The organism is Klebsiella pasteurii (assembly GCF_018139045.1).
Classification (GTDB): domain Bacteria; phylum Pseudomonadota; class Gammaproteobacteria; order Enterobacterales; family Enterobacteriaceae; genus Klebsiella; species Klebsiella grimontii.
Genome location: NZ_CP073236.1, coordinates 4,228,496 through 4,251,170, shown reverse-complemented (window position 1 = coordinate 4,251,170; position 22,675 = coordinate 4,228,496). Strand labels below are relative to the sequence as shown.

17 protein-coding genes and 1 riboswitch are annotated in these 22,675 nt (G+C 55.0%); of the genes, 10 read left to right on the top strand and 7 right to left on the bottom strand.

The window, feature by feature from the left end:
* Positions 1–178: 178 nt before the first annotated feature.
* From KCG39_RS19960 to nudC, 4 genes are all read right to left on the bottom strand, one after another.
* On the bottom strand, positions 179–769 hold the full coding sequence (locus KCG39_RS19960; RefSeq protein ID WP_004097673.1) for a YjaG family protein: 591 nt from the start codon (positions 767–769) through the stop codon (positions 179–181).
* A gap of 42 nt (positions 770–811) precedes the next feature.
* Positions 812–1,483 carry a deoxyribonuclease V gene (gene nfi / locus KCG39_RS19955; protein ID WP_004127613.1) on the bottom strand — a complete coding sequence of 224 codons (672 nt, stop codon included), beginning with the start codon at positions 1,481–1,483 and terminating at the stop codon, positions 812–814.
* Between the two features lie 9 nt (positions 1,484–1,492).
* The gene (gene hemE, locus KCG39_RS19950; RefSeq protein ID WP_004127611.1) at positions 1,493–2,557 is read right to left on the bottom strand and encodes a uroporphyrinogen decarboxylase; all 1,065 of its coding nucleotides are present in this window, start codon (positions 2,555–2,557) and stop codon (positions 1,493–1,495) included.
* Between the two features lie 166 nt (positions 2,558–2,723).
* On the bottom strand, positions 2,724–3,497 hold the full coding sequence (gene nudC, locus KCG39_RS19945; RefSeq protein ID WP_004127606.1) for an NAD(+) diphosphatase: 774 nt from the start codon (positions 3,495–3,497) through the stop codon (positions 2,724–2,726).
* Positions 3,498–3,592: 95 nt separating this feature from the next.
* On the opposite strand from nudC, the gene KCG39_RS19940 reads away from it, so the two are divergent.
* The 10 genes from KCG39_RS19940 (at position 3,593) to KCG39_RS19895 (ending at position 12,358) form a co-directional block, all read left to right on the top strand.
* Complete coding sequence (locus KCG39_RS19940) at positions 3,593–4,090, top strand: Rsd/AlgQ family anti-sigma factor (RefSeq protein WP_004127603.1); 498 nt, start codon at positions 3,593–3,595, stop codon at positions 4,088–4,090.
* Positions 4,091–4,144: 54 nt separating this feature from the next.
* A riboswitch (TPP riboswitch) is annotated at positions 4,145–4,258 on the top strand.
* Between the two features lie 85 nt (positions 4,259–4,343).
* Positions 4,344–6,239, top strand: coding sequence for a phosphomethylpyrimidine synthase ThiC (gene thiC / locus KCG39_RS19935; protein ID WP_087828927.1), 1,896 nt, complete (start codon positions 4,344–4,346; stop codon positions 6,237–6,239).
* The gene (thiE, locus tag KCG39_RS19930) at positions 6,239–6,874 is read left to right on the top strand and encodes a thiamine phosphate synthase (RefSeq protein WP_049115698.1); all 636 of its coding nucleotides are present in this window, start codon (positions 6,239–6,241) and stop codon (positions 6,872–6,874) included. Before thiC ends, thiE begins: the two co-directional genes overlap by 1 nt.
* Positions 6,867–7,622, top strand: a complete 756-nt coding sequence (thiF, locus tag KCG39_RS19925; protein WP_087828928.1) for a thiazole biosynthesis adenylyltransferase ThiF — start codon at positions 6,867–6,869, stop codon at positions 7,620–7,622. Before thiE ends, thiF begins: the two co-directional genes overlap by 8 nt.
* Positions 7,606–7,806, top strand: a complete 201-nt coding sequence (thiS, locus tag KCG39_RS19920; RefSeq protein ID WP_004127593.1) for a sulfur carrier protein ThiS — start codon at positions 7,606–7,608, stop codon at positions 7,804–7,806. Before thiF ends, thiS begins: the two co-directional genes overlap by 17 nt.
* Position 7,807: 1 nt before the next feature.
* Entirely contained in the window at positions 7,808–8,578 is a 771-nt protein-coding gene (thiG, locus tag KCG39_RS19915; protein ID WP_004127590.1) for a thiazole synthase, read from the top strand.
* Positions 8,575–9,708, top strand: coding sequence for a 2-iminoacetate synthase ThiH (gene thiH, locus KCG39_RS19910; RefSeq protein WP_087828929.1), 1,134 nt, complete (start codon positions 8,575–8,577; stop codon positions 9,706–9,708). The genes thiG and thiH overlap by 4 nt, the downstream gene beginning before the upstream one ends.
* A gap of 318 nt (positions 9,709–10,026) precedes the next feature.
* Entirely contained in the window at positions 10,027–11,559 is a 1,533-nt protein-coding gene (locus KCG39_RS19905; RefSeq protein ID WP_087828930.1) for a sensor domain-containing diguanylate cyclase, read from the top strand.
* 217 nt (positions 11,560–11,776) lie between these two features.
* Complete coding sequence (locus KCG39_RS19900) at positions 11,777–12,037, top strand: PTS sugar transporter subunit IIB (protein ID WP_009652762.1); 261 nt, start codon at positions 11,777–11,779, stop codon at positions 12,035–12,037.
* A gap of 3 nt (positions 12,038–12,040) precedes the next feature.
* Positions 12,041–12,358 carry a PTS lactose/cellobiose transporter subunit IIA gene (locus KCG39_RS19895; protein WP_004097651.1) on the top strand — a complete coding sequence of 106 codons (318 nt, stop codon included), beginning with the start codon at positions 12,041–12,043 and terminating at the stop codon, positions 12,356–12,358.
* A gap of 35 nt (positions 12,359–12,393) precedes the next feature.
* On the opposite strand, the gene dcuB is transcribed toward KCG39_RS19895, so the two are convergent.
* From dcuB to rpoB, 3 genes are all read right to left on the bottom strand, one after another.
* Positions 12,394–13,734, bottom strand: a complete 1,341-nt coding sequence (gene dcuB / locus KCG39_RS19890) for an anaerobic C4-dicarboxylate transporter DcuB (RefSeq protein WP_004127583.1) — start codon at positions 13,732–13,734, stop codon at positions 12,394–12,396.
* Positions 13,735–14,141: 407 nt separating this feature from the next.
* Complete coding sequence (gene rpoC, locus KCG39_RS19885; RefSeq protein WP_004127580.1) at positions 14,142–18,365, bottom strand: DNA-directed RNA polymerase subunit beta'; 4,224 nt, start codon at positions 18,363–18,365, stop codon at positions 14,142–14,144.
* A 76-nt stretch (positions 18,366–18,441) separates the two neighbouring features.
* Positions 18,442–22,470, bottom strand: coding sequence for a DNA-directed RNA polymerase subunit beta (gene rpoB / locus KCG39_RS19880; protein ID WP_004127579.1), 4,029 nt, complete (start codon positions 22,468–22,470; stop codon positions 18,442–18,444).
* Positions 22,471–22,675 lie beyond the last annotated feature (205 nt).

Below are 22,675 nucleotides of genomic sequence, written 5' to 3'. Positions count from 1 at the left end.
CTTACAATGTGTTTATCGCTTGCTAAGCATCGAGTGCGACGGAAATGCCTGAAAAGCACTCTCCTGCATACACGCACCGATAGCCACGTTTTTTCGCCCCCCAAATGTAGACCAGACGGGGGGCGGAATGGAAGCCTTCAGACGCTACAATTCAGGCGGTAAATCACGTTTTCTGGTCTCATTGCTGAAAATTTATACCAATATTGCTCTCGCCGGCCTCGCGAAGGTCTGCCCGTAGCCCTTTGATCAGTTCAATATCGCGTTCTTCGCAGTCGGCCAGAAGACGGAAAATCTCCCACTGAATATCCCATTCTTGTTCAACGGCCGGGTTTTCTTTGAGCTCTTCGTCGGTCATTTCGCGACCAGCCTGGGTCATTTCCAGCATCGCGACGGTGGTAATCGAACTCTTGCTGACTTCAATGGCATGTTCGAGCGTTTCGCCGCTCAGCCGCGAATGAATCAGTTCACTCAGTGCGACGCAGGCATCGATCGCCGGATAAACGCCGTACAGGTCGTAATCATCTGCGGCAGGAATCGCCTCCTCCAGTTTTTCCAGCTGGCTGTCGAAATTCACCTTGGCATCTTTTACCGTCAGCGTTTCCCAGATCAGATCGAGGATACGGCGATAGAGCTGGCCATCAGCGAACTCAGTTTGCTGGCAAAACATGGCGTAGTTGGGGTACATCCGCTCGCACAGGCAGGCCATAAAGGTCACGTGCTGCCAGCTTTCCAGCTTCTCCAGACGCAGATGAATCGGGTTTTGTAACATGATGAAATCTCGAAGTCAGAAATTAGCCGCAGTGTACCTGAATCAGCCGCGATTTGCTTGCCAACGCACAAACGCCGGGCGTCGGGACGCCACCGCATCAGCCCAGCGCGTCGGCTCAGGCAGGCGATAGCCTTTCAGGCAGCGTTCGACCCACATCAGCGCGCTATCCAGGCCCACGCGGTGCCCGGTACTCACAAATAGGGGATTACAGCGCGTTTTACTGCGCAAAACCCACGCCAGCTGGTCGCCTTTATCCAGCAGTGGCGCCAGCGCGCCGGGTTCATCGCCCAGCGCCTCGAACTTACCGCACAGCCTTTTTTTCGCCACGCCGATAGTCGGCACATCCACCAGCAGACCAAAGTGGCTGGCGACGCCGAGGCGGCGCGGGTGGGAAATACCGTGACCATCGACGAATAAGAGATTTGGCTTCTGCGAAAGCTGCTCCCAGGCCGCCAGCAGCGCGGGGGTTTCGCGAAAGGAGAGGAAGCCGGGGATATAAGGCATCGTGGTCGCGACGCGCGCGACCTGATACTCCACCAGCTCCAGGGAGGGATAGCTCAGCAGCACCATCGCCGCCCGGGTCACCTCTCCCTCTTGCTCAAATCCAACATCCGCTCCGCCGATCAGCGTCGGCAGATCCTGGTCCAGCCGATCGCCTCGTTCAACCGATGCCGCCAGGCTGATCTGCTGGGTGCGTAGCGATGATAAATCCATAATCACTCCTTAGCGGTGGTATGGCGCCGACAACCGATGCACAGCCTCCACAAATACGCCCGCATGTTCCGGGTCGACGTCCTGATGAATTCCGTGCCCAAGGTTAAAGACATGGCCTTCGCCCTGGCCAAACCCGGCGAGAATGGTCGCCACCTCTTCTTCGATGCGCGCCGGAGGGGCATACAGCATCGAGGGATCCATATTGCCCTGCAGGGCGACTTTATGGCCGACGCGACGCCGCGCATCGGCGATATCGGTAGTCCAGTCGAGCCCCAGCGCATCGCAGCCGGTTTCCGCCATCGCTTCTAGCCACTGCCCGCCGCCTTTGGTAAACAGCGTCACCGGCACGCGGCGGCCATCGTTTTCACGCAGTAGACCATCAACGATTTTATGCATGTAATAGAGCGAGAACTGCTGGTAATCCCGGCCAGTCAGCGCGCCGCCCCAGGTATCAAAAATCATCACCGACTGCGCGCCCGCTTTGATTTGCGCATTCAGGTACAGCGTGACGCTTTTCGCCAGCTTATCGAGCAGTGCATGCAGGGCCTGCGGCTCGGCGTACATCATCTTTTTGATCACCGTAAACGCTTTGCTGCTGCCGCCTTCAACCATATAGGTCGCCAGCGTCCACGGGCTGCCGGAAAAGCCAATCAGCGGCACTTCCCCCTTCAGCTCACGACGAATCGTGCGCACGGCGTTCATCACGTAGCCAAGTTCATCTTCCGGGTCGGGAACCGGTAATTTATCAACATCTGCTTTACAGGTGACAGGTGAGGTAAAACGCGGCCCTTCCCCGGCTTCGAAATAGAGCCCCAGCCCCATGGCATCCGGAATAGTGAGAATGTCCGAGAAGAGGATAGCCGCGTCCAGCTTATAGCGGCGCAGCGGCTGCAGCGTCACTTCACAGGCCAGCTCGGCGTTTTTACACAGCGACATAAAATCGCCCGCCTCGGCGCGGGTGGCTTTATATTCCGGTAAATAGCGGCCCGCCTGACGCATCATCCACACCGGGGTGACATCAACCGGCTGGCGTAGCAGCGCGCGCAGGTAACGATCGTTCTTCAGTTCGGTCATTTTTACATTCCTTTAGCGTTGATGCGCCAAGTTTATACACAAAATCATTCAATGTGGATCGAGGCGGCAATTGAATGAACCCCAGAAGCTTACTCAAGTAAGTGACTGGGGTAAGTGAAAGCAGCCAACAAAGAGGCAATTTGAAGGATAAAGTGTATGTAACATGTCACTCATACTCTGCCCGACACATCGCCACGGTATCTTCAATCAGGCGGCGCGCCACGGTGCCCGGCGGCGGCAAAAGCGGTAAATTGTCATAGCGATACCACCCCGCCTCCAGCAGCTCTTTCTTGTCGATGACAATCTCGCCGCTATCGTACTCGGCCATAAACGCGGTCATCAGCGATTGCGGGAACGGCCAGGGCTGAGAGGTCACGTAGCGCAGGTTTTTCACCTTAATGCCGCTCTCTTCCATCACCTCGCGGGCAACGGTCTGCTCCAGGGTCTCACCCACTTCGACAAAACCGGCCAGTACCGTGTGCACGCCGTTGCGATGGCGAGTATGCTGCGCCAGCAAAATAGCGTCATCCCGGCGGATGGCGACGATGATGCAGGGGGCGATTTGCGGGTAATAACGTTCGCGGCAGTGGCTGCAAAGCATCGCCCATTCGGTTTTGCTGGGATGCATCGGATGCCCGCAGTAGCCGCAGAATTTGTGCGATCGATAAAACTCCGCCAGCTGGATCCCTCGCCCCGCGAGTTGAAAAAGGCCGGCATCCTGATCGAGCACCTGGCGTAGCGATCCCATCTCATGCCGGCGATCCTGGCGCACCAGCCACACCGGATCGCCCTGCCATTCTCCGATTCGCAGCGCGGGCTGCCCCGCAAGATTAAAATTTACCGCTTCGCCGTAGGGCAATTCTCCGCCGGGCAACCATAATTTCTGTTCGTGGCTGACGATCCACCAGCCGCGATCTAATTTTTCAATAATACGATCCATATCTATTGCACTACCTTTATTTTACTGGCACTTTTAACATTAAATTTACATTTTGGTGAGCAACGTATTTCTCTTAAATCCTTGCGGAGTCAACCATGTTAAACCAGCTGGAAAACCTGACGGAACGTGTTGGAGGCAGCAATAAACTGGTCGATCGCTGGCTACAAGTACGTAAGCATTTGCTTGTGGCTTACTACAACCTGGTTGGCCTGAAGCCTGGCAAAGAATCATTTATGCGACTTAATGAGAAAGCGCTGGATGATTTTTGTCAAAGCCTGGTGGACTACCTCTCCTCCGGCCATTTTAATATTTATGAACGCTTTATCGGCGAATTGGAAGGCGATACGCCACTTTTAGCCGCCACGAAGATTTATCCACAGCTCCAGGCCAATACCCAGCAGATCATGGATTATTACGACTCCTGCCTCGAAAATGCCATCGATCACGATAACTACCTTGAGTTCCAGCAGGCGCTGTCGGATATCGGCGAAGCGCTGGAAGCGCGCTTTGCGCTGGAAGATAGCCTGATCGCCCTCGCCGTCGCCCACAGTCAAAAAGATAACGTCAGCGACAATATCGCGCCGACCGCTTGAGTTGTGAACCATTAACGCGTAGTTTACATACATTCCCCCTCGCTGAGAGGGGATGTCATCTTGTCGGAGTGCCCATTTTCCACACCGGAAAAGGCTGAGACCGTTTATTCGGGATCCGCGGAACCTGATCAGGCTAATACCTGCGAAGGGAACAAGAGTAAACTGCGTTTAGCGTCAGCCTCTTCAGGGCCGATCGCATCTGTTACTCCATCCGTCGTCTGGCAAGCCATATCCTGTTTAACTGGAATGAGCTATGTCTACAACAAAACTCACGCGTCGAGAGCAACGCGAACACGCCCAGCGCTTTATCGACACGCTGGAAGGTACCGCATTTCCCAATTCACAGCGCATCTATATCCACGGTTCGCGGGAAGATATTCGCGTCCCGATGCGCGAAATTCAGCTTAGCCCGACCCTTATCGGCGGCAGCAAAGATAATCCGCAATATGAAGCGAATGAAGCGATTCCGGTCTATGACACCTCTGGCCCCTACGGCGATCCGAACATCGCGATTAACGTTGAGCAGGGTCTGAAAAAACTGCGTCAGCCGTGGATTGATGCGCGTCACGATTGCGATGAACTCAACGACCGCAGCTCGGCGTATACCAGAAAACGGCTGGCGGATGATGGACTCAACGAGCTGCGTTTTACCGGCCTGCTCACACCCAGGCGCGCCATGGTCGGGAAATGCGTGACTCAGCTGCACTACGCCCGGCAGGGGATTATCACCCCGGAGATGGAGTTCATCGCCATTCGCGAAAATATGGGCCGCGAGCGTATTCGTAGCGAAGTGTTGCGCCGGCAGCATCCGGGCGTTGGGTTTGGCGCGCGGCTGCCGGAGAATATCACCCCGGAGTTTGTGCGCGCTGAAGTCGCCGCCGGGCGCGCGATTATCCCGGCCAATATAAATCATCCAGAATCCGAACCGATGATTATTGGCCGCAACTTCCTCGTGAAGGTTAACGCCAATATCGGCAACTCAGCGGTTACCTCATCGATTGAAGAAGAGGTCGAGAAGCTGGTGTGGTCGACGCGCTGGGGAGCGGATACGGTGATGGACCTTTCCACCGGCCGCTATATTCACGAGACCCGCGAATGGATCTTGCGTAATAGCCCGGTACCGATCGGTACGGTGCCGATCTACCAGGCGCTGGAGAAGGTCAACGGGATCGCCGAAGATCTTACCTGGGAAGCCTTTCGCGATACGCTGCTCGAGCAGGCTGAACAAGGGGTGGACTACTTTACCATCCACGCGGGCGTACTGCTGCGCTACGTGCCGATGACTGCCAGGCGCCTGACCGGCATCGTCTCCCGCGGCGGCTCAATCATGGCGAAATGGTGCTTATCCCATCATCAAGAGAACTTTCTCTATCAGCATTTCCGCGAAATCTGCGAAATCTGCGCCGCCTATGACGTCTCGCTGTCATTGGGTGATGGCCTGCGTCCCGGTTCGATTCAGGATGCCAACGATGAAGCGCAGTTCGCCGAGCTGCACACCCTGGGCGAACTGACCCAAATCGCCTGGGAGTATGACGTACAGGTGATGATCGAAGGCCCGGGTCATGTGCCGATGCAGATGATTCAGCGCAATATGACCGAAGAGCTGGAGCACTGCCACGAAGCGCCTTTCTACACCTTAGGGCCGCTCACCACCGATATCGCGCCGGGCTACGACCACTTCACTTCGGGTATTGGCGCCGCCATGATCGGCTGGTTCGGCTGCGCGATGCTCTGCTACGTGACGCCAAAAGAGCACCTCGGCCTGCCGAATAAAGAAGACGTTAAGCAGGGCCTGATTACCTACAAAATTGCCGCCCACGCAGCCGACCTCGCCAAAGGCCATCCCGGCGCGCAGATCCGCGATAACGCCATGTCGAAAGCGCGCTTTGAGTTCCGCTGGGAAGATCAGTTCAACCTGGCGCTCGACCCGTTCACCGCTCGCGCTTACCACGACGAAACCCTGCCGCAGGAGTCCGGCAAAGTAGCCCACTTCTGCTCCATGTGCGGCCCTAAATTCTGTTCAATGAAGATAAGCCAGGAAGTTCGCGACTATGCCGCCGCGCAAACCATCGAAGTGGGGATGGCCGATATGTCGGATAACTTTCGCGCCCGCGGCGGTGAAATCTATCTACGTAAGGAGGAAGCCTGATGTATCAACCCGATTTTCCATCCGTCCCTTTCCGCCTGGGGCTTTATCCGGTCGTTGATAGCGTTGCGTGGATCGAACGCTTGCTGGATGCGGGCGTTCGCACTGTCCAGCTGCGTATCAAGGATAAACACGATAGCGAAGTCGAAGACGATGTGGTTGCCGCGATCGCGCTGGGGCGCAAGTATGATGCGCGCCTGTTTATTAATGATTACTGGCGTCTGGCCATCAAACATCAGGCCTACGGGGTGCATTTAGGCCAGGAAGATCTGGAAACCACCGATCTCCGCGCCATCCGCAACGCCGGGCTGCGTCTGGGAGTTTCCACGCACGACGATATGGAAATTGATATCGCGCTGGCGGCTCGTCCCTCTTACATCGCCCTCGGGCACGTTTTTCCAACGCAAACCAAGCAGATGCCCTCCGCCCCGCAGGGACTGGAGCAGCTCGCGCAGCACATTCAGCGTCTGGACGATTATCCGACCGTGGCGATTGGTGGCATCAGCCTTGAGCGTGCCGCGGGGGTACTGGCGACCGGCGTCGGCAGCGTTGCGGTGGTCAGCGCCATTACTCAGGCGGCCGACTGGCGACAGGCAACGGCTCGGCTGCTCGAGATAGCGGGAGCCGGTGATGAATGACAGCGATTTTATGCGCTATAGCCGCCAGCTGCTGCTGGAGGATATCGCCATTGAAGGCCAGCAAAAACTGTTGGCCAGCCGGGTGTTGATCGTGGGTCTTGGCGGGCTGGGCTCTCCCGCCGCGCTCTACCTGGCCGGGGCCGGCGTCGGCACGCTGGTACTGGTCGACGACGACGACGTGCATGTGAGTAACCTGCAGCGACAAATTTTGTTCACCAGCGAGGATATCTCGCGGTCCAAAGCCGCTGCCGCCAGGGCCCGGCTGGCTCAGCTAAATCCGCAGATTGCGCTGATTGCGCTTAAGCAGCGTTTAGGCGGAGAGGCCCTACAGGATGAAGTGTCGAAGGCCGATGTGGTACTGGATTGCACCGATAACATGGCAACCCGACAGGCGATCAATGCCGCCTGCATCGCGCTTCAAACCCCGCTGATTACCGCCAGCGCCGTCGGGCTGGGGGGCCAGCTGATGGTACTGACGCCGCCGTGGGACCAGGGCTGCTATCGCTGCCTGTGGCCGGACGCTAACGAGCCTGAGCGCAACTGCCGTACGGCGGGCATCATCGGCCCGGTGGTCGGCATGATGGGCACGTTACAGGCGCTGGAGGCCATTAAGCTGCTCGCCGGCATGGCCACGCCGCGTAACGCGCTGCGCCTGTTTGATGCCCGCACCAGTAGCTGGCGCACTCTCGCGCTCCAGCGGGCTCAGGGTTGTCCGGTCTGTGGAGGGCAGCATGAAGGTGTGGTTTAACGATGAACCGCTGCAGTGCGCCGAAGCGACCTCCGTCGCCGCTCTGCTCACTCAGTTGGGTCAGCAGCAGCCGGGCGTCGCGCTGGCGCTCAATCAATGCATCCTGCCGCGTGAACGGTGGGAAGATCATCTTTTGCAGGAAGGCGACCAAATCCTGCTTTTTCAGGTTATCGCTGGAGGCTGATATGTTACGTATTGCGGATAAAACGTTTGAGTCCCATCTTTTCACCGGCACCGGTAAATTCGCCGCCCCCGACGTCATGGTGGAGGCCATTCGCGCCTCCGGCAGCCAGCTGGTGACGCTGGCGATGAAGCGCGTCGATCTTCGTCAGCATAATGACGCGATCCTCGCGCCGCTGTTGGCGGCTGGCGTTTGCCTGCTGCCCAACACCTCCGGCGCCAAAACGGCGGAAGAAGCCGTCTTTGCCGCCCGTCTGGCGCGTGAAGCGCTGGGTACCCACTGGCTGAAACTGGAAATTCACCCGGACGCCCGCTGGCTGCTCCCCGACCCGATTGAAACGCTGAAAGCGGCAGAAATTCTGGTACGGGAAGGTTTCGTGGTGCTGCCCTACTGCGGAGCCGATCCGGTGCTGTGCAAACGTCTGGAAGAGGCGGGCTGCGCGGCGGTGATGCCGCTCGGCGCACCAATCGGCTCTAATCAGGGACTGGAAACCAAAGCGATGCTGGAAATTATTATCGAACAGGCCACGGTCCCGGTGGTCGTTGATGCGGGTATAGGTGTACCGAGCCACGCGGCGCAGGCGCTGGAAATGGGCGCTGACGCGGTACTGGTGAATACCGCTATCGCCGTGGCCGACGATCCGGTAACCATGGCCCGCGCCTTCCGCTTAGCGATTGATGCCGGATTGCTGGCGCGGCAGGCTGGTCCGGGCGCGCGCAGCGCGCAGGCGCAGGCCACCAGCCCGCTGACCGGCTTTCTGGAGGCGCGGGTATGAACACCTTCACTGACCGTTGGCGGCAGCTGGACTGGGACGACATTCGCCTGCGTATCAACGGGAAAACGCCTGCCGACGTTGAACGCGCCCTGGCGGCCAAACAACTTAGCCGCGATGATATGATGGCCCTGCTCTCGCCCGCCGCCGCGGATTATCTGGAGCCTCTGGCCCAGCGCGCCCAGCGCCTGACTCGCCAGCGTTTTGGCAATACCGTCAGCTTTTATGTCCCGCTGTATCTCTCGAATCTCTGCGCCAACGACTGTACCTACTGCGGTTTCTCCATGAGTAACCGCATCAAGCGCAAGACCCTGGATGAGGCGGAAATTGCCCGCGAATGCACGGCGATCCGCGCAATGGGCTTTGAGCATCTGCTGCTGGTCACCGGCGAACATCAGGGCAAAGTCGGTATGGACTATTTTCGTCAACATCTGCCCACGATTCGCCGCCAGTTCGCCTCGCTGCAGATGGAGGTCCAGCCGCTGGCGATGAAAGAGTACGCCGAGCTGAAAACCCTCGGCCTGGACGGGGTAATGGTCTATCAGGAGACCTATCATGAAAGTATGTATGCGAAACATCATCTGAAAGGGAAAAAGCAGGACTTCTTCTGGCGGCTGGATACGCCGGACAGGCTCGGACAGGCGGGGATTGATAAAATTGGCCTTGGCGCATTAATTGGCCTCTCCGACAGCTGGCGGGTGGATTGCTTTATGGTGGCGGAACATCTGCTGTGGCTCCAGCAACACTACTGGCGAAGCCGCTACTCCATCTCCTTTCCGCGGCTGCGTCCTTGCGCCGGGGGAATCGAGCCCGCCTCGTTAATGGATGAACGACAGCTGGTGCAGACCATCTGCGCTTTCCGCCTGCTGGCCCCGGAAGTGGAGCTCTCGCTCTCCACCCGCGAATCTCCCTGGTTCCGCGATCGGGTGATCCCGCTGGCCATCAACAACGTCAGCGCATTTTCGAAAACCCAGCCAGGCGGGTATGCCGATAACCATCCTGAGCTGGAGCAGTTTGCGCCTCATGATGACCGTCGCCCGGAAGAGGTCGCCCGCGCGCTGGTGGGCAGCGGGCTGCAGCCGGTATGGAAGGATTGGGATAGCTGGCTGGGACGCGCTTCCCACTCGTCATGATGAAGAATGTCATTTCTTAAATGTTCTTCATGCACGATCGTAATAAGAGAAACGGAAGATTGTGGTTATATTTCCGTTTCTCTATTCTGCCCTCGTCAGCAACGGATGCTGTCCAGGGCGAATAATAGCTTTTCCTCATTTCGCCCTGCTCCATCTCTGCGCCGCAAGGGTAATTCCATTAATATCGAATATTAATCAGTCCATATCACAACGTCAGAGTTATAATTACCAGTGTTTTATCTGATTCGCTCAGCAGGCATGCTGGCTAAACCTGCGTCTTCACCCACGGTTTAACGCTTCTGGAACGATTTACGACTCATGGCTCGTCATAATAGAAAGCTCTCTTTCACCACGCCGATCGTCATCGGGTTTGCGGGTATTTTAATCAGCTTCTTGCTCATCGCGGTGTTTGCCACAATGACGCAGAGGAAAGATTTTCTCGAAGATTATCATCATATTAACCGCAATTTTACCCACAATATGGCGACCAACTACACGGAGACGCTGCTGCAGGGCAACGACTTTATCCTCACCCGTGCCGCCACTTTCTTTGCCCGCAATGATGCGCTGAATGAGGCGGTTAACGTCAATCCTGAAAAAGGGTTGATGCAGCTCATGCAGTTGCAAAATATGATGCAGACCGTTTCGTCCATCTCGCTGGCGGATACCAATGGGCACTATCTGCGCGCGCCCGAGGTTCTGAAAACCGAAGACAGCCAGTCCTTCGATGCCAAAACAAGGCCGTGGTTTATTAAGCAAGCGGAAGCCAGTACCTTTAGTCTGTATACCAGCCCGTACAACGACTACTTCACACATCATCCGACCATTACCCTCTATAAACCCATTATTTCCCCGGAAGGGCGACTGAAGGGCAGCCTCGCTTTTCATCTCGATCTCACTTCAATGGGCTATGCGTTACGACAAATGGTTGCTCCGGTCCAGGGGGAGTTTTTTGTGGTGCAACGCGATGGTAAAGTCGTTCTCCATCCCGATCCTGGCGCTTTGTTTAAACCTTACGTCAGTGAAGCCTTGATGGACAGAATGACCAGCGGCGAAGGCCAGCTTTACGATACCGATACGGACACCTGGTACTATTATTACTCCTTTACCAACCCCGACTGGTTTGTTATTTATCGGGTCGATAACGCGACGCTGGTCAACTTAACGCGCCATGAAACCGATATCGTCGCCTGGAGCTTTGCCCTGGCCGCGATCGTCATTGTGCTGTTTGGCCTGTATTTACGCCATGCTTCACGTACGGTGTTGATGAACATCATCAATGCGATTAAAACCGGGGATGTTCAGCGTGCCCCGCGGTTGGAAGCGATGCTCAGCAAAGCCATCGAGAGCAATAAGCAGCGCGAGTTAACCTACGTTCGCCAGGCGACCATCGACGCGCTAACCGGCTGCAAGAACCGACGCGCCTTCGACAGCGATATCGCCGCGCTGATGAACGATCATCATCCCTTCTCTCTTGCGCTGGTTGATATTGATAACTTCAAAACGATAAACGACACCTGGGGCCACCTCAACGGCGATATCGTGCTGCGCAACGTCGCCCGGGAAGGACTGCAAATCCTTCAGCCCCTGCAAATTTCACTTTACCGCTACGGCGGCGAAGAGTTTGCGGTGATATTTTCCGGCGGACATATCGATAACGCTCTGATGTTGCTGGAAAGCTGGCGAGCCAGCGTCGCGCAGCGCTCCTGGCGTGAAGAAGGATTGACGGTCACCTTTAGCGCGGGCCTGGGCGAATGGAATATGGAGCCCCTGGAGCAGCTTGTCGTGCGCGTTGATGAAGCGCTTTATAAAGCCAAGCAGCAGGGCAAGAATCGTATCGTCCGCACCTAAGAGAGCACGCTGCTATAGGCCCGGAGGAGCGGGCTTTTATCGTTTTCAACCCTAAATCCGAAACCGGTTTCATTATTTTGTGATGACTTACACACAATCACCGTAAAGCGGTTGTCCCACCCGCCAGCCCGCGATAAAGATGGTACATCAAGGAACATAAGGGCCATCAACTATGAAGAATATCGTTTTATGCTGTGCCGCAGGTATGTCCACCAGCATGCTGGTTCAACGAATGCAGGCCGCTGCGCAACAAAAAGGCGTGGAAGTCTCGATCAAAGCCGTACCGGTTGCCGAATTTAAAGATAATCTTGCGGCTGCCGATATTATCCTGCTCGGTCCTCAGGTGAAATATGAGCAAGCCAAGCTACAGGCTATGGCCGACCCTTTTGGGAAAAAAGTCGCCGTTATCGATATGATGGATTACGGTATGATGAAAGGCGATGCCGTGCTTGATAAAGCCCTGAAGTTGATGGAGTAAGAAATGGAAGATTTAGAAACGATCATCATGGAGCTTCTGGTTAACGCCGGTTCAGCGCGCAGCTCGGCTTTAACCGCTCTGCAGCTGGCGCGTAAAGGCGATTTTGCCGCCGCCGAACAGGCGATGGCGGAATCCCACGAATTCGTCAAGCATGCGCATAAAATCCAGACCCAGCTTATCGGCATGGACGAAGGCAGCGGTAAGCTTCCGGTTAACCTGATCACCGTGCACTCCCAGGATCACCTGATGAACGCGATGGTCATTCAGGATCTGGCAACCGACATGATTGAACTCTATCGCCGAATTCCGCTCGCACAATAACGTCATCAGGCGCCGCTATCGGCGCCTGAATCCTCTTAAAGAAATCCGTACATTGCCGCAAACACCCAGCCAAAGACGCAAGAAACGCTGACGCCAATAAGTCCGGGGAGAATAAAACTATGGTTAATCACAAAGCGGCCGATATGCGTGGTACCTGAGCGATCGAATTGAATCGCCGCCAAATCGCTTGGGTAGGTCGGCAGAATATAATAACCGTAGCAGGCGGGCGCGGAAGCGACGATGTAGGCCGGGTCGACGCCAATCGCCAACGCCACCGGGACGATCGCCGCCAGCGCAGCCGCCTGGGAGTTAACAAACTTCGATACCAGCAGCAAAACGATAGCGTAGGCCCACGGGTACTCCTTCACCATCTCACCGAGCACGCCTTTAATCTCGGTCATGTGCGCGCCGAACATCGTTTCCGCCATCCACGCGATGCCGTATACGGCAACGATAGCGATCATCCCGGAACGAAACACCTCATTTTTTGAGATCGAAGCCGGATTGGTTTTCGTAATAATGATGATGAGCGCCCCGGAGAGCAGCATAAACATCTGGATTACCAGTACCATCGACAGCGGCTTACCGTCGAATGCCGGACGCAGTTCGGAGAAGGCGCCGAGCAGGGCGACAACCGCGATGGAGGCCAGAAAAATCCACATCGCGATCCAGTTACTGGTCGGAAGCTTCTTATCCAGCAAAGTGGCCGTGTCGCCATAAACGTAGTGGCGGTTTTCCGGCACCGCGATAAAGGCCTGGAACTCCGGGTCTTTATCGAGATCTTTGCCGCGAAACCAACTAAAGATACCAATGGCCAAAATCCCCAGCAGCGTAGACGGAATGGTTATTGCCAGCAGATCGAGAAACTCAAGGTGCTTACCGTTAAAGGTAAAATTGCCAAGCATCGCCACCAGCGAGACGACTGCCACGGAAACCGGGCTGGCGATAATCCCCATCTGCGCGCCGATCGAGCTGGCGGCCATAGGTCGCTCCGGACGGATGTTATTTTTGATGGCGACATCATAAATAATCGGCAGGATGGTATATACCACGTGCCCCGTGCCGCAAAGAATCGTCAGCGTACAGGTGACGAATGGCGCGACGATCGAGACATATTTCGGGTTTCGCCGCAGGAGCTTCTCGGCAATCTGCAGCATCACGTCTAACCCACCGGAAGCCTGCAGCGTCGCCGATGCGGCCACGACGGCGATAATCACCAGCATGACATCGACGGGCGGTTTTCCAGGCTTCAGGTGAAAAACAAAGACCAGGATGACTAACCCAATTCCGCCTAAAAGGCCGAGCGCAATGCCGCCCTTTTTCGCGCCATAGAACAGACAAATTAAGATAATGATAAGTTGTATAGCAAATTCCATACATCCCCCAGAAGCTATCCATTAAATAACGACAATACTCTCCGCTTTTTTATTTTTTCACCTCCTCCATCGCCTTTTTGACGGGCGTAACAATCCCCTCGGCTGCGGTAAACCGAAAAGAACAGGGAAAGTAATCACATGATTATTTTAGTTTTTTGACTATATAGCGTTTGCGGCGCTTATTTTTTGATACGTGTAGAATTTTCACCCATTAATGAATGATGAAAATCAGAAAAGAAAATAAATAATTACGGCAGATGCTTACATTTGCTAATTAATTGCAGCAAATATATCAATAAAATGTAATCAAAAAGTAGATGACAGAAATAACGATAATAAACTGACAGGCAATAAAAAAGCCAGTCAGGTAACCTGACTGGCTTTTTGAGCGCTTAGCGAATCAACGATTAATCGTTGTCAGAACCGCCCAGACCGGCGTTCAGCAGTTCTGCCAGGTTGGCAGACGCTTCTTCCACGCTTACCTGCGGCGCTGCAGGCAGCTCGCCCGCTGCGCGACGGCGCATACGATCCTGGTGGTACGCATAACCGGTACCGGCTGGGATCAGACGACCCACGATAACGTTCTCTTTCAGGCCGCGCAGTTCGTCGCGTTTACCCGCAACGGCTGCTTCGGTCAGGACACGCGTGGTCTCCTGGAACGATGCGGCAGAGATGAACGATTCGGTTGCCAGAGACGCTTTGGTGATACCCAGCAGATCGCGGGCGAATGTTGCCCCCACTTTGCCGTTCGCTTCCAGATCGCGGTTTGCAATCTTAACGCGAGAGTATTCAACCTGTTCGCCTTCCAGGAAGTCTGAGCTACCGGCGCTTTCGATGGTCGCTTTACGCAGCATCTGACGAACGATAACTTCGATGTGCTTATCGTTAATCTTAACGCCCTGCAGACGGTATACGTCCTGGACTTCGTTAACAATGTAACGCGTCACAGCATGCACACCACGCAGACGCAGAATGTCGTGCGGCGCTTCCGGACCGTCGGAAACCACGTCACCACGTTCTACACGTTCACCTTCGAACACGTTGAGCTGACGCCACTTAGGTATCATCTCTTCGTACGGATCGCTACCGTCTACCGGGGTGATAACCAGACGACGTTTCCCTTTGGTTTCTTTACCGAAGGAAATGATGCCGCTGATTTCAGCCAGGATTGCCGGCTCTTTCGGACGACGTGCTTCGAACAGGTCGGCAACGCGCGGCAGACCACCGGTGATGTCCTTGGTACCGCCGGATTCCTGCGGTACACGCGCCAGGGTGTCACCAGAGCTGATCTGTACGCCATCTTCCAGCTGAACAATCGCTTTACCCGGCAGGAAGTACTGCGCAGGCATATCGGTGCCAGGGATCAGAACGTCATTGCCCTGAGCATCAACGATTTTCAACGCCGGACGCAGGTCTTTACCGCCAGTGGTACGCTCTGCAGAGTCCAGAACCACCAGAGAAGACAGACCGGTCAGCTCGTCGGTTTGACGAGTAATGGTCTGGCCGTCAATCATGTCAGTGAAGCGGACGAAACCACTCACTTCCGTGATAACCGGCATGGTGTGCGGATCCCAGTTTGCTACGGTTTCACCGCCGGCAACCTGCTCGCCATCACCTTTCGCCATAACGGAGCCGTAAGGCACTTTATAGCTCTCTTTGGTACGACCGAATTCGTCGATCAGCTTCAGCTCGGTATTACGGGAAGTAATAACCAGTTTGCCGCTGGAGTTCACAACCGACTTCGCATTGCTCAGACGGATGCTACCTTTGTTTTTCACCTGAATGCTGGATTCAGCAGCCGCACGAGATGCCGCACCACCGATGTGGAACGTACGCATCGTCAGCTGTGTACCCGGCTCACCGATGGACTGTGCCGCGATAACGCCGATAGCCTCACCTTTGTTGATGATGTGGCCACGCGCCAGGTCACGACCGTAGCAGTGTGCACATACACCAAAGTCGGTGTCGCAGGATACAACGGAACGTACCTTGACGGAGTCAACGGAGTTCTCTTCCAGCAGATCGCACCAGTGCTCGTGCAGCAGCGTATTGCGTGGAACCAGAATGTCCGCCGTACCCGGCTTCAGAACGTCTTCAGCGGTCACACGACCCAGAACGCGATCGCGCAGCGGCTCTTTAACATCGCCACCCTCGATAACCGGGGTCATGGTGATGCCTTCCAGAGTGCCGCAGTCATCTTCAGTCACCACCAGGTCCTGCGCGACGTCAACCAGACGACGAGTCAGGTAACCGGAGTTCGCCGTTTTCAGTGCGGTATCCGCCAGACCTTTACGCGCACCGTGCGTGGAGATGAAGTACTGGAGTACGTTCAGACCTTCACGGAAGTTCGCGGTGATTGGCGTTTCGATGATGGAGCCATCCGGCTTCGCCATCAGACCACGCATACCGGCAAGCTGACGAATCTGAGCAGCAGAACCACGCGCACCGGAGTCGGCCATCATGTAAATGCTGTTGAAGGAGACCTGCTGCTCTTCTTCGCCGTTACGGTTAATAACGGTTTCAGTTTGCAGGTTGTCCATCATCGCTTTGGATACACGATCGTTCGCCGCGGCCCAGATATCGATAACTTTGTTGTAGCGTTCGCCAGCGGTCACCAGACCAGACTGGAACTGCTCCTGAATCTCAGCAACTTCCGCTTCTGCTTCGCTGATGATCTCGTATTTTTTCTCCGGGATGACCATGTCATCGATACCAACGGATGCACCTGAGCGCGCTGCATAAGCAAAGCCGGTGTACATCGTCTGGTCCGCAAAAATAACGGTCGGTTTCAGGCCCAGAATACGGTAGCAGGTGTTCAGCATCTTGGAGATGGCTTTCTTACCCAGCGCCTGGTTGACGATGGAGAAAGGCAGACCTTTCGGTACGATCATCCACAGAATGGCACGACCAACGGTCGTATCTTTCAGGCTGGTTTTCGCAACGAATTCGCCGTTTTCATCTTTTTCGTATTCGGTAATACGCACTTTAACGCGCGCATGCAGAGAGGCCAGGCCAGCGCGGTAAATACGCTCAGCTTCTTTCGGGCCAGTCAGCACCATGCCTTCGCCTTTGGCGTTAACACAGTCACGGGTCATGTAGTACAGACCCAGAACAACGTCCTGAGACGGAACGATGATAGGCTCGCCGTTCGCCGGAGACAGGATGTTGTTAGTAGACATCATCAGCGCACGCGCTTCGAGCTGGGCTTCCAGCGTCAGCGGTACGTGAACAGCCATCTGGTCACCATCGAAGTCGGCGTTGTATGCCGCACAAACCAGCGGGTGCAGCTGGATAGCTTTACCTTCGATCAGCACCGGTTCAAATGCCTGGATACCCAGACGGTGCAGGGTTGGTGCACGGTTCAGCAGTACCGGGTGTTCGCGGATGACTTCGTCCAGGATATCCCAAACGACAGCTTCTTCGCGCTCAACCATTTTCTTAGCGGCTTTGATGGTGGTGGCGAGGCCACGCAGTTCCAGCTTGCCGTAAATAAACGGTTTGAACAGCTCCAGCGCCATTTTCTTCGGCAGACCGCACTGATGCAGACGCAGGTATGGACCTACGGTGATTACAGAACGACCGGAGTAGTCAACGCGCTTACCGAGCAGGTTCTGACGGAAACGACCCTGCTTACCTTTGATCATATCGGCCAAAGATTTCAGAGGACGTTTGTTAGAACCGGTGATCGCACGACCGCGACGACCATTATCCAGCAGGGCGTCAACCGCTTCCTGCAGCATACGTTTTTCGTTGCGTACGATGATGTCCGGCGCGGCCAGATCCAGCAGACGTTTCAGACGGTTGTTACGGTTAATGACGCGACGATACAGATCGTTCAGGTCAGAAGTCGCAAAACGACCGCCATCCAGCGGAACCAGCGGACGCAGATCTGGCGGCAGTACCGGCAGAACGGTCAGGATCATCCACTCCGGCTTGTTGCCAGACTGGACGAACGCTTCCAGCAGCTTGATACGCTTGGTCAGCTTCTTACGCTTGGTTTCGGAGTTGGTTTCGTTCAGCTCTTCGCGCAGAGTTTCACACTCTTGCTCCAGATCCATGCTCTTCAGCAGGGCCTGAATTGCTTCCGCACCCATCTTCGCGTCGAATTCGTCACCGAACTCTTCCAGCGCATCCAGATACTGCTCTTCAGTCAGGATCTGCTGGCGTTCCAGGTTGGTCATACCGCCTTCGATAACCACATAGGATTCGAAGTACAGCACGCGTTCGATATCGCGCAGCGGCATATCGAGCAGCAGGCCGATACGGGACGGCAGAGACTTCAGGAACCAAATGTGGGCGGTCGGAGACGCCAGCTCGATGTGGCCCATACGCTCACGGCGCACTTTAGTCTGGGTCACTTCAACGCCGCACTTCTCACAGATCACACCGCGGTGTTTCAGGCGCTTGTACTTACCGCACAGGCACTCGTAATCTTTTACTGGCCCGAAAATACGCGCACAGAAAAGGCCGTCACGTTCAGGTTTGAACGTACGGTAGTTAATGGTTTCCGGCTTTTTAACTTCACCAAAAGACCATGAACGGATCATGTCTGGCGATGCCAGAGCAATTTTGATCGCATCAAACTCTTCGGTTTTAGTTTGCGCTTTCAGAAACTTTAATAAGTCTTTCACGGATTTGCTCCCGTCGGAGTTAGCACAATCTGGCGCCGGGTCTTACCCCGGCACCAGTGACCTGTTTGAGCGAGAGTTACTCGTCTTCCAGTTCGATGTTGATGCCCAGCGAGCGAATCTCTTTCAACAGAACGTTGAAGGATTCCGGCATGCCCGGTTCCATCTGATGGTTGCCGTCTACGATGTTTTTATACATCTTAGTACGGCCGTTCACGTCATCAGACTTAACGGTGAGCATTTCCTGCAGGGTGTATGCTGCGCCATATGCTTCCAGCGCCCACACTTCCATCTCCCCGAAGCGCTGACCACCGAACTGCGCCTTACCACCCAGCGGCTGCTGAGTAACCAGGCTGTAAGAACCGGTAGAACGCGCATGCATTTTGTCATCAACCAGGTGGTTCAGTTTCAGCATATACATGTAGCCAACGGTAACCTGGCGCTCGAATTGCTCACCGGTACGACCGTCGAACAGGGTGATCTGGCCGGAAGTCGGCAGGCCACCAAGCTGTAACAGTTCCTTGATTTCAGACTCTTTCGCACCGTCGAAGACCGGCGTTGCGATCGGCATACCTTTTTTCAGGTTTTCAGCGAGACGCATAACTTCTTCGTCAGTGAAGGTATTCAGATCTACCTTCTGACGAACGTCGGTACCCAGATCGTAGGCACGCTGGATGAACTCGCGCAGTTTGGCGACTTCCTGCTGCTGTTTCAGCATGGCGTTGATTTTCTCGCCAATGCCTTTCGCAGCCATACCCAGGTGAGTTTCCAGGATCTGACCGATGTTCATACGAGACGGTACGCCCAGCGGGTTCAGTACGATGTCTACCGGCGTGCCGTTTTCATCGTAAGGCATATCTTCGATCGGGTTGATCTTAGAGATAACACCCTTGTTACCGTGACGACCTGCCATTTTGTCACCAGGCTGAATCTGACGTTTAACGGCCAGATACACTTTAACAATCTTCAGCACGCCCGGTGCCAGATCGTCGCCCTGAGTGATTTTGCGGCGTTTCGCTTCGAGTTTTTTCTCGAACTCGTGTTTCAGTTCGTCGTACTGCTCAGCCAGCTGTTCCAGCTGATTCTGTTTCTCTTCGTCGGTCAGGCCCAGTTCCAGCCAGCGATCGCGCGGCAGCTTGTCGAGCTTCTCAGCTTCGATACCGCCGGAAACCAGCACCGCGTAGATACGACCAAACAGGCCAGCTTCGAGGATCTGCAGTTCTTCAGACAGGTCTTTTTTAGCCTGTTTGAGCTGCATCTCTTCGATTTCCAGCGCACGCTTGTCTTTTTCTACGCCGTCACGGGTAAAGACCTGAACGTCGATAATGGTACCGGAGACACCGTTAGGCACGCGCAGGGAAGAGTCTTTAACGTCAGACGCTTTCTCACCGAAGATCGCACGCAGCAGTTTCTCTTCCGGCGTCAGCTGGGTTTCACCCTTCGGCGTCACCTTACCAACCAGAATATCGCCGCCGGTTACTTCCGCGCCGATATAAACGATACCGGATTCATCCAGTTTGGAGAGCGCAGCTTCACCCACGTTCGGGATGTCGGCAGTGATCTCTTCCGGCCCCAGCTTGGTGTCACGAGACACGCACGCCAGTTCCTGAATGTGGATGGTGGTAAAACGGTCTTCCTGGACAACACGCTCGGAAACGAGGATGGAGTCTTCGAAGTTGTAACCGTTCCACGGCATGAACGCTACGCGCATGTTCTGACCGAGTGCCAGCTCACCGAGGTCGGTGGACGGGCCGTCAGCCAGCACGTCGCCGCGCTCAATTGGCTCACCCAGAGACACGCACGGCATCTGGTTGATGCAGGTGTTCTGGTTAGAACGGGTGTACTTGGTCAGGTTATAGATGTCGATACCTGCTTCGCCCGGGTACATCTCGTCTTCGTTAACTTTGATAACGATACGGGATGCATCCACGTACTGAACGGTACCGCCACGCTTAGCAACCGCAGTTACACCGGAGTCAACGGCAACAGCACGTTCCATACCGGTACCAACCAGCGGCTTATCAGCGCGCAGAGTTGGAACGGCCTGACGTTGCATGTTCGCACCCATCAATGCACGGTTGGCGTCATCGTGTTCCAGGAACGGGATCAGGGACGCACCGACAGAAACCACCTGCTGGGTGGAAACGTCCATGTAGTCAACCTGATCGCGGCTGAACAAGCTGGATTCGCCTTTACTACGGCAGGTAACCAGATCTTCTACAAAGTGGCCTTCGTCATCGAGGTTGGAGTTCGCCTGAGCGATAACGTAGTTGCCTTCTTCGATAGCAGACAGGTAATGAATTTCGTCGGTTACAACACCGTCAGTCACTTTACGATACGGCGTCTCAAGGAAGCCATATTCGTTAGTCTGTGCGTACACGGACAGGGAGTTGATCAGACCGATGTTCGGACCTTCAGGGGTTTCGATTGGACATACGCGACCATAGTGAGTCGGGTGTACGTCTCGAACTTCAAAGCCTGCGCGTTCACGGGTCAGACCGCCAGGGCCGAGTGCGGAGATACGGCGTTTGTGCGTAATCTCAGACAGCGGGTTGTTCTGGTCCATAAACTGAGACAGCTGGCTGGAACCAAAGAACTCTTTCACTGCCGCAGAAATCGGCTTGGCGTTGATCATATCCTGAGGCATCAGGGTATCCAGATCGCCCAGAGACAGACGCTCTTTCACCGCACGCTCTACACGTACCAGGCCAACGCGGAACTGGTTTTCCGCCATTTCACCCACGGAACGAATACGACGGTTTCCGAGGTGGTCGATATCATCGACTTCGCCTTTACCGTTACGGATATCGATGAGCTTCTTCATCACTTCGATGATGTCTTCTTTGCTCAGGATACCGGAACCTTCGATTTCGTCGCGCAGCAGAGAACGGTTGAACTTCATACGACCTACCGCGGACAGATCGTAGCGGTCTTCAGAGAAGAACAGGTTCTCGAACAGGCTTTCAGCCGCTTCGCGAGTCGGCGGCTCACCAGGACGCATCATGCGGTAGATTTCTACCAGCGCGCTCAGACGATCGTTGGTCGGGTCGACACGTACAGTCTCGGACATGTACGGACCGTGATCCAGATCGTTGGTGAACAGCGTTTCGATACGCTTATGGCCAGACTGGCTCAGCTTGGCCAGCAGATCCAGGCTCAGCTCCATGTTCGCCGGGCAGATCAGCTCGCCAGTAGATTCGTCGATATAGTCTTTAGAGGCAACCTTGCCCGCAATGTACTCAACCGGAACTTCGATATGTTTGATATCGTCTTTTTCCAGCTGGCGAATGTGACGTGCGGTGATGCGACGCCCTTTCTCAACGTACACTTTACCGTTAGCTTCGATGTCGAAGGAGGCGGTTTCGCCGCGCAGACGCTCCGGAACCAGCTCCATCTGCAGCTTATTATCGCGAATTTCAAAAACCACTTTCTCGAAGAACAGGTCAAGGATCTGCTCAGTGGTGTAATTCAGCGCGCGCAGGATGATGGTAGCCGGCAGCTTACGACGACGGTCAATACGGACAAACAGGTTGTCTTTCGGGTCGAACTCGAAGTCCAGCCAGGAGCCGCGGTAAGGAATGATACGTGCGTTATACAGGACCTTACCGGAAGAGTGGGTCTTACCTTTGTCACTGTCAAAGAAGACGCCCGGGCTACGGTGCAGCTGAGAAACGATAACGCGCTCGGTACCGTTAATAACGAAGGTACCGTTGTCGGTCATGAGCGGAATTTCGCCCATGTAGACTTCTTGTTCTTTAATGTCTTTAACGGTGCCTTCCGGCGCTTCGCGCTCGTAGATCACCAGACGCAGTTTGACGCGCAGCGGTGCCGAGTAGGTCACGCCACGGATCTGACATTCTTTAACGTCAAAAACCGGTTCGCCCAGACGGTAGCTGACGTACTGCAGCTCGGAGTTACCGCTGTAGCTTTTAATCGGGAATACGGAACGGAAAGCTGCTTCCAGACCATACTGCCCTTCAGGATCTTGCTCGATGAACTTCTGAAACGAGTCAAGCTGGATAGAAAGGAGATAAGGTATGTCCAGAACCTGCGGACGTTTACCAAAATCCTTACGAATACGTTTTTTCTCGGTATAGGAGTAAACCATAGGGTTCCTCAGCTCGCTGACAAGTCGACCCATCTGCCCACATAAGGCAGTTTTTTATGCAACACTATTTTGTTGACCGGAAAATGGAACACTTTCCGCAATACCTGTTTCTATCACGCTTAAACCATTTCATTGCGATTTACACAGCTCAGGAGCCCTAACCTGTCGCAGTATATTAAGTCGTCTATAGAAACAAGCATTGTCA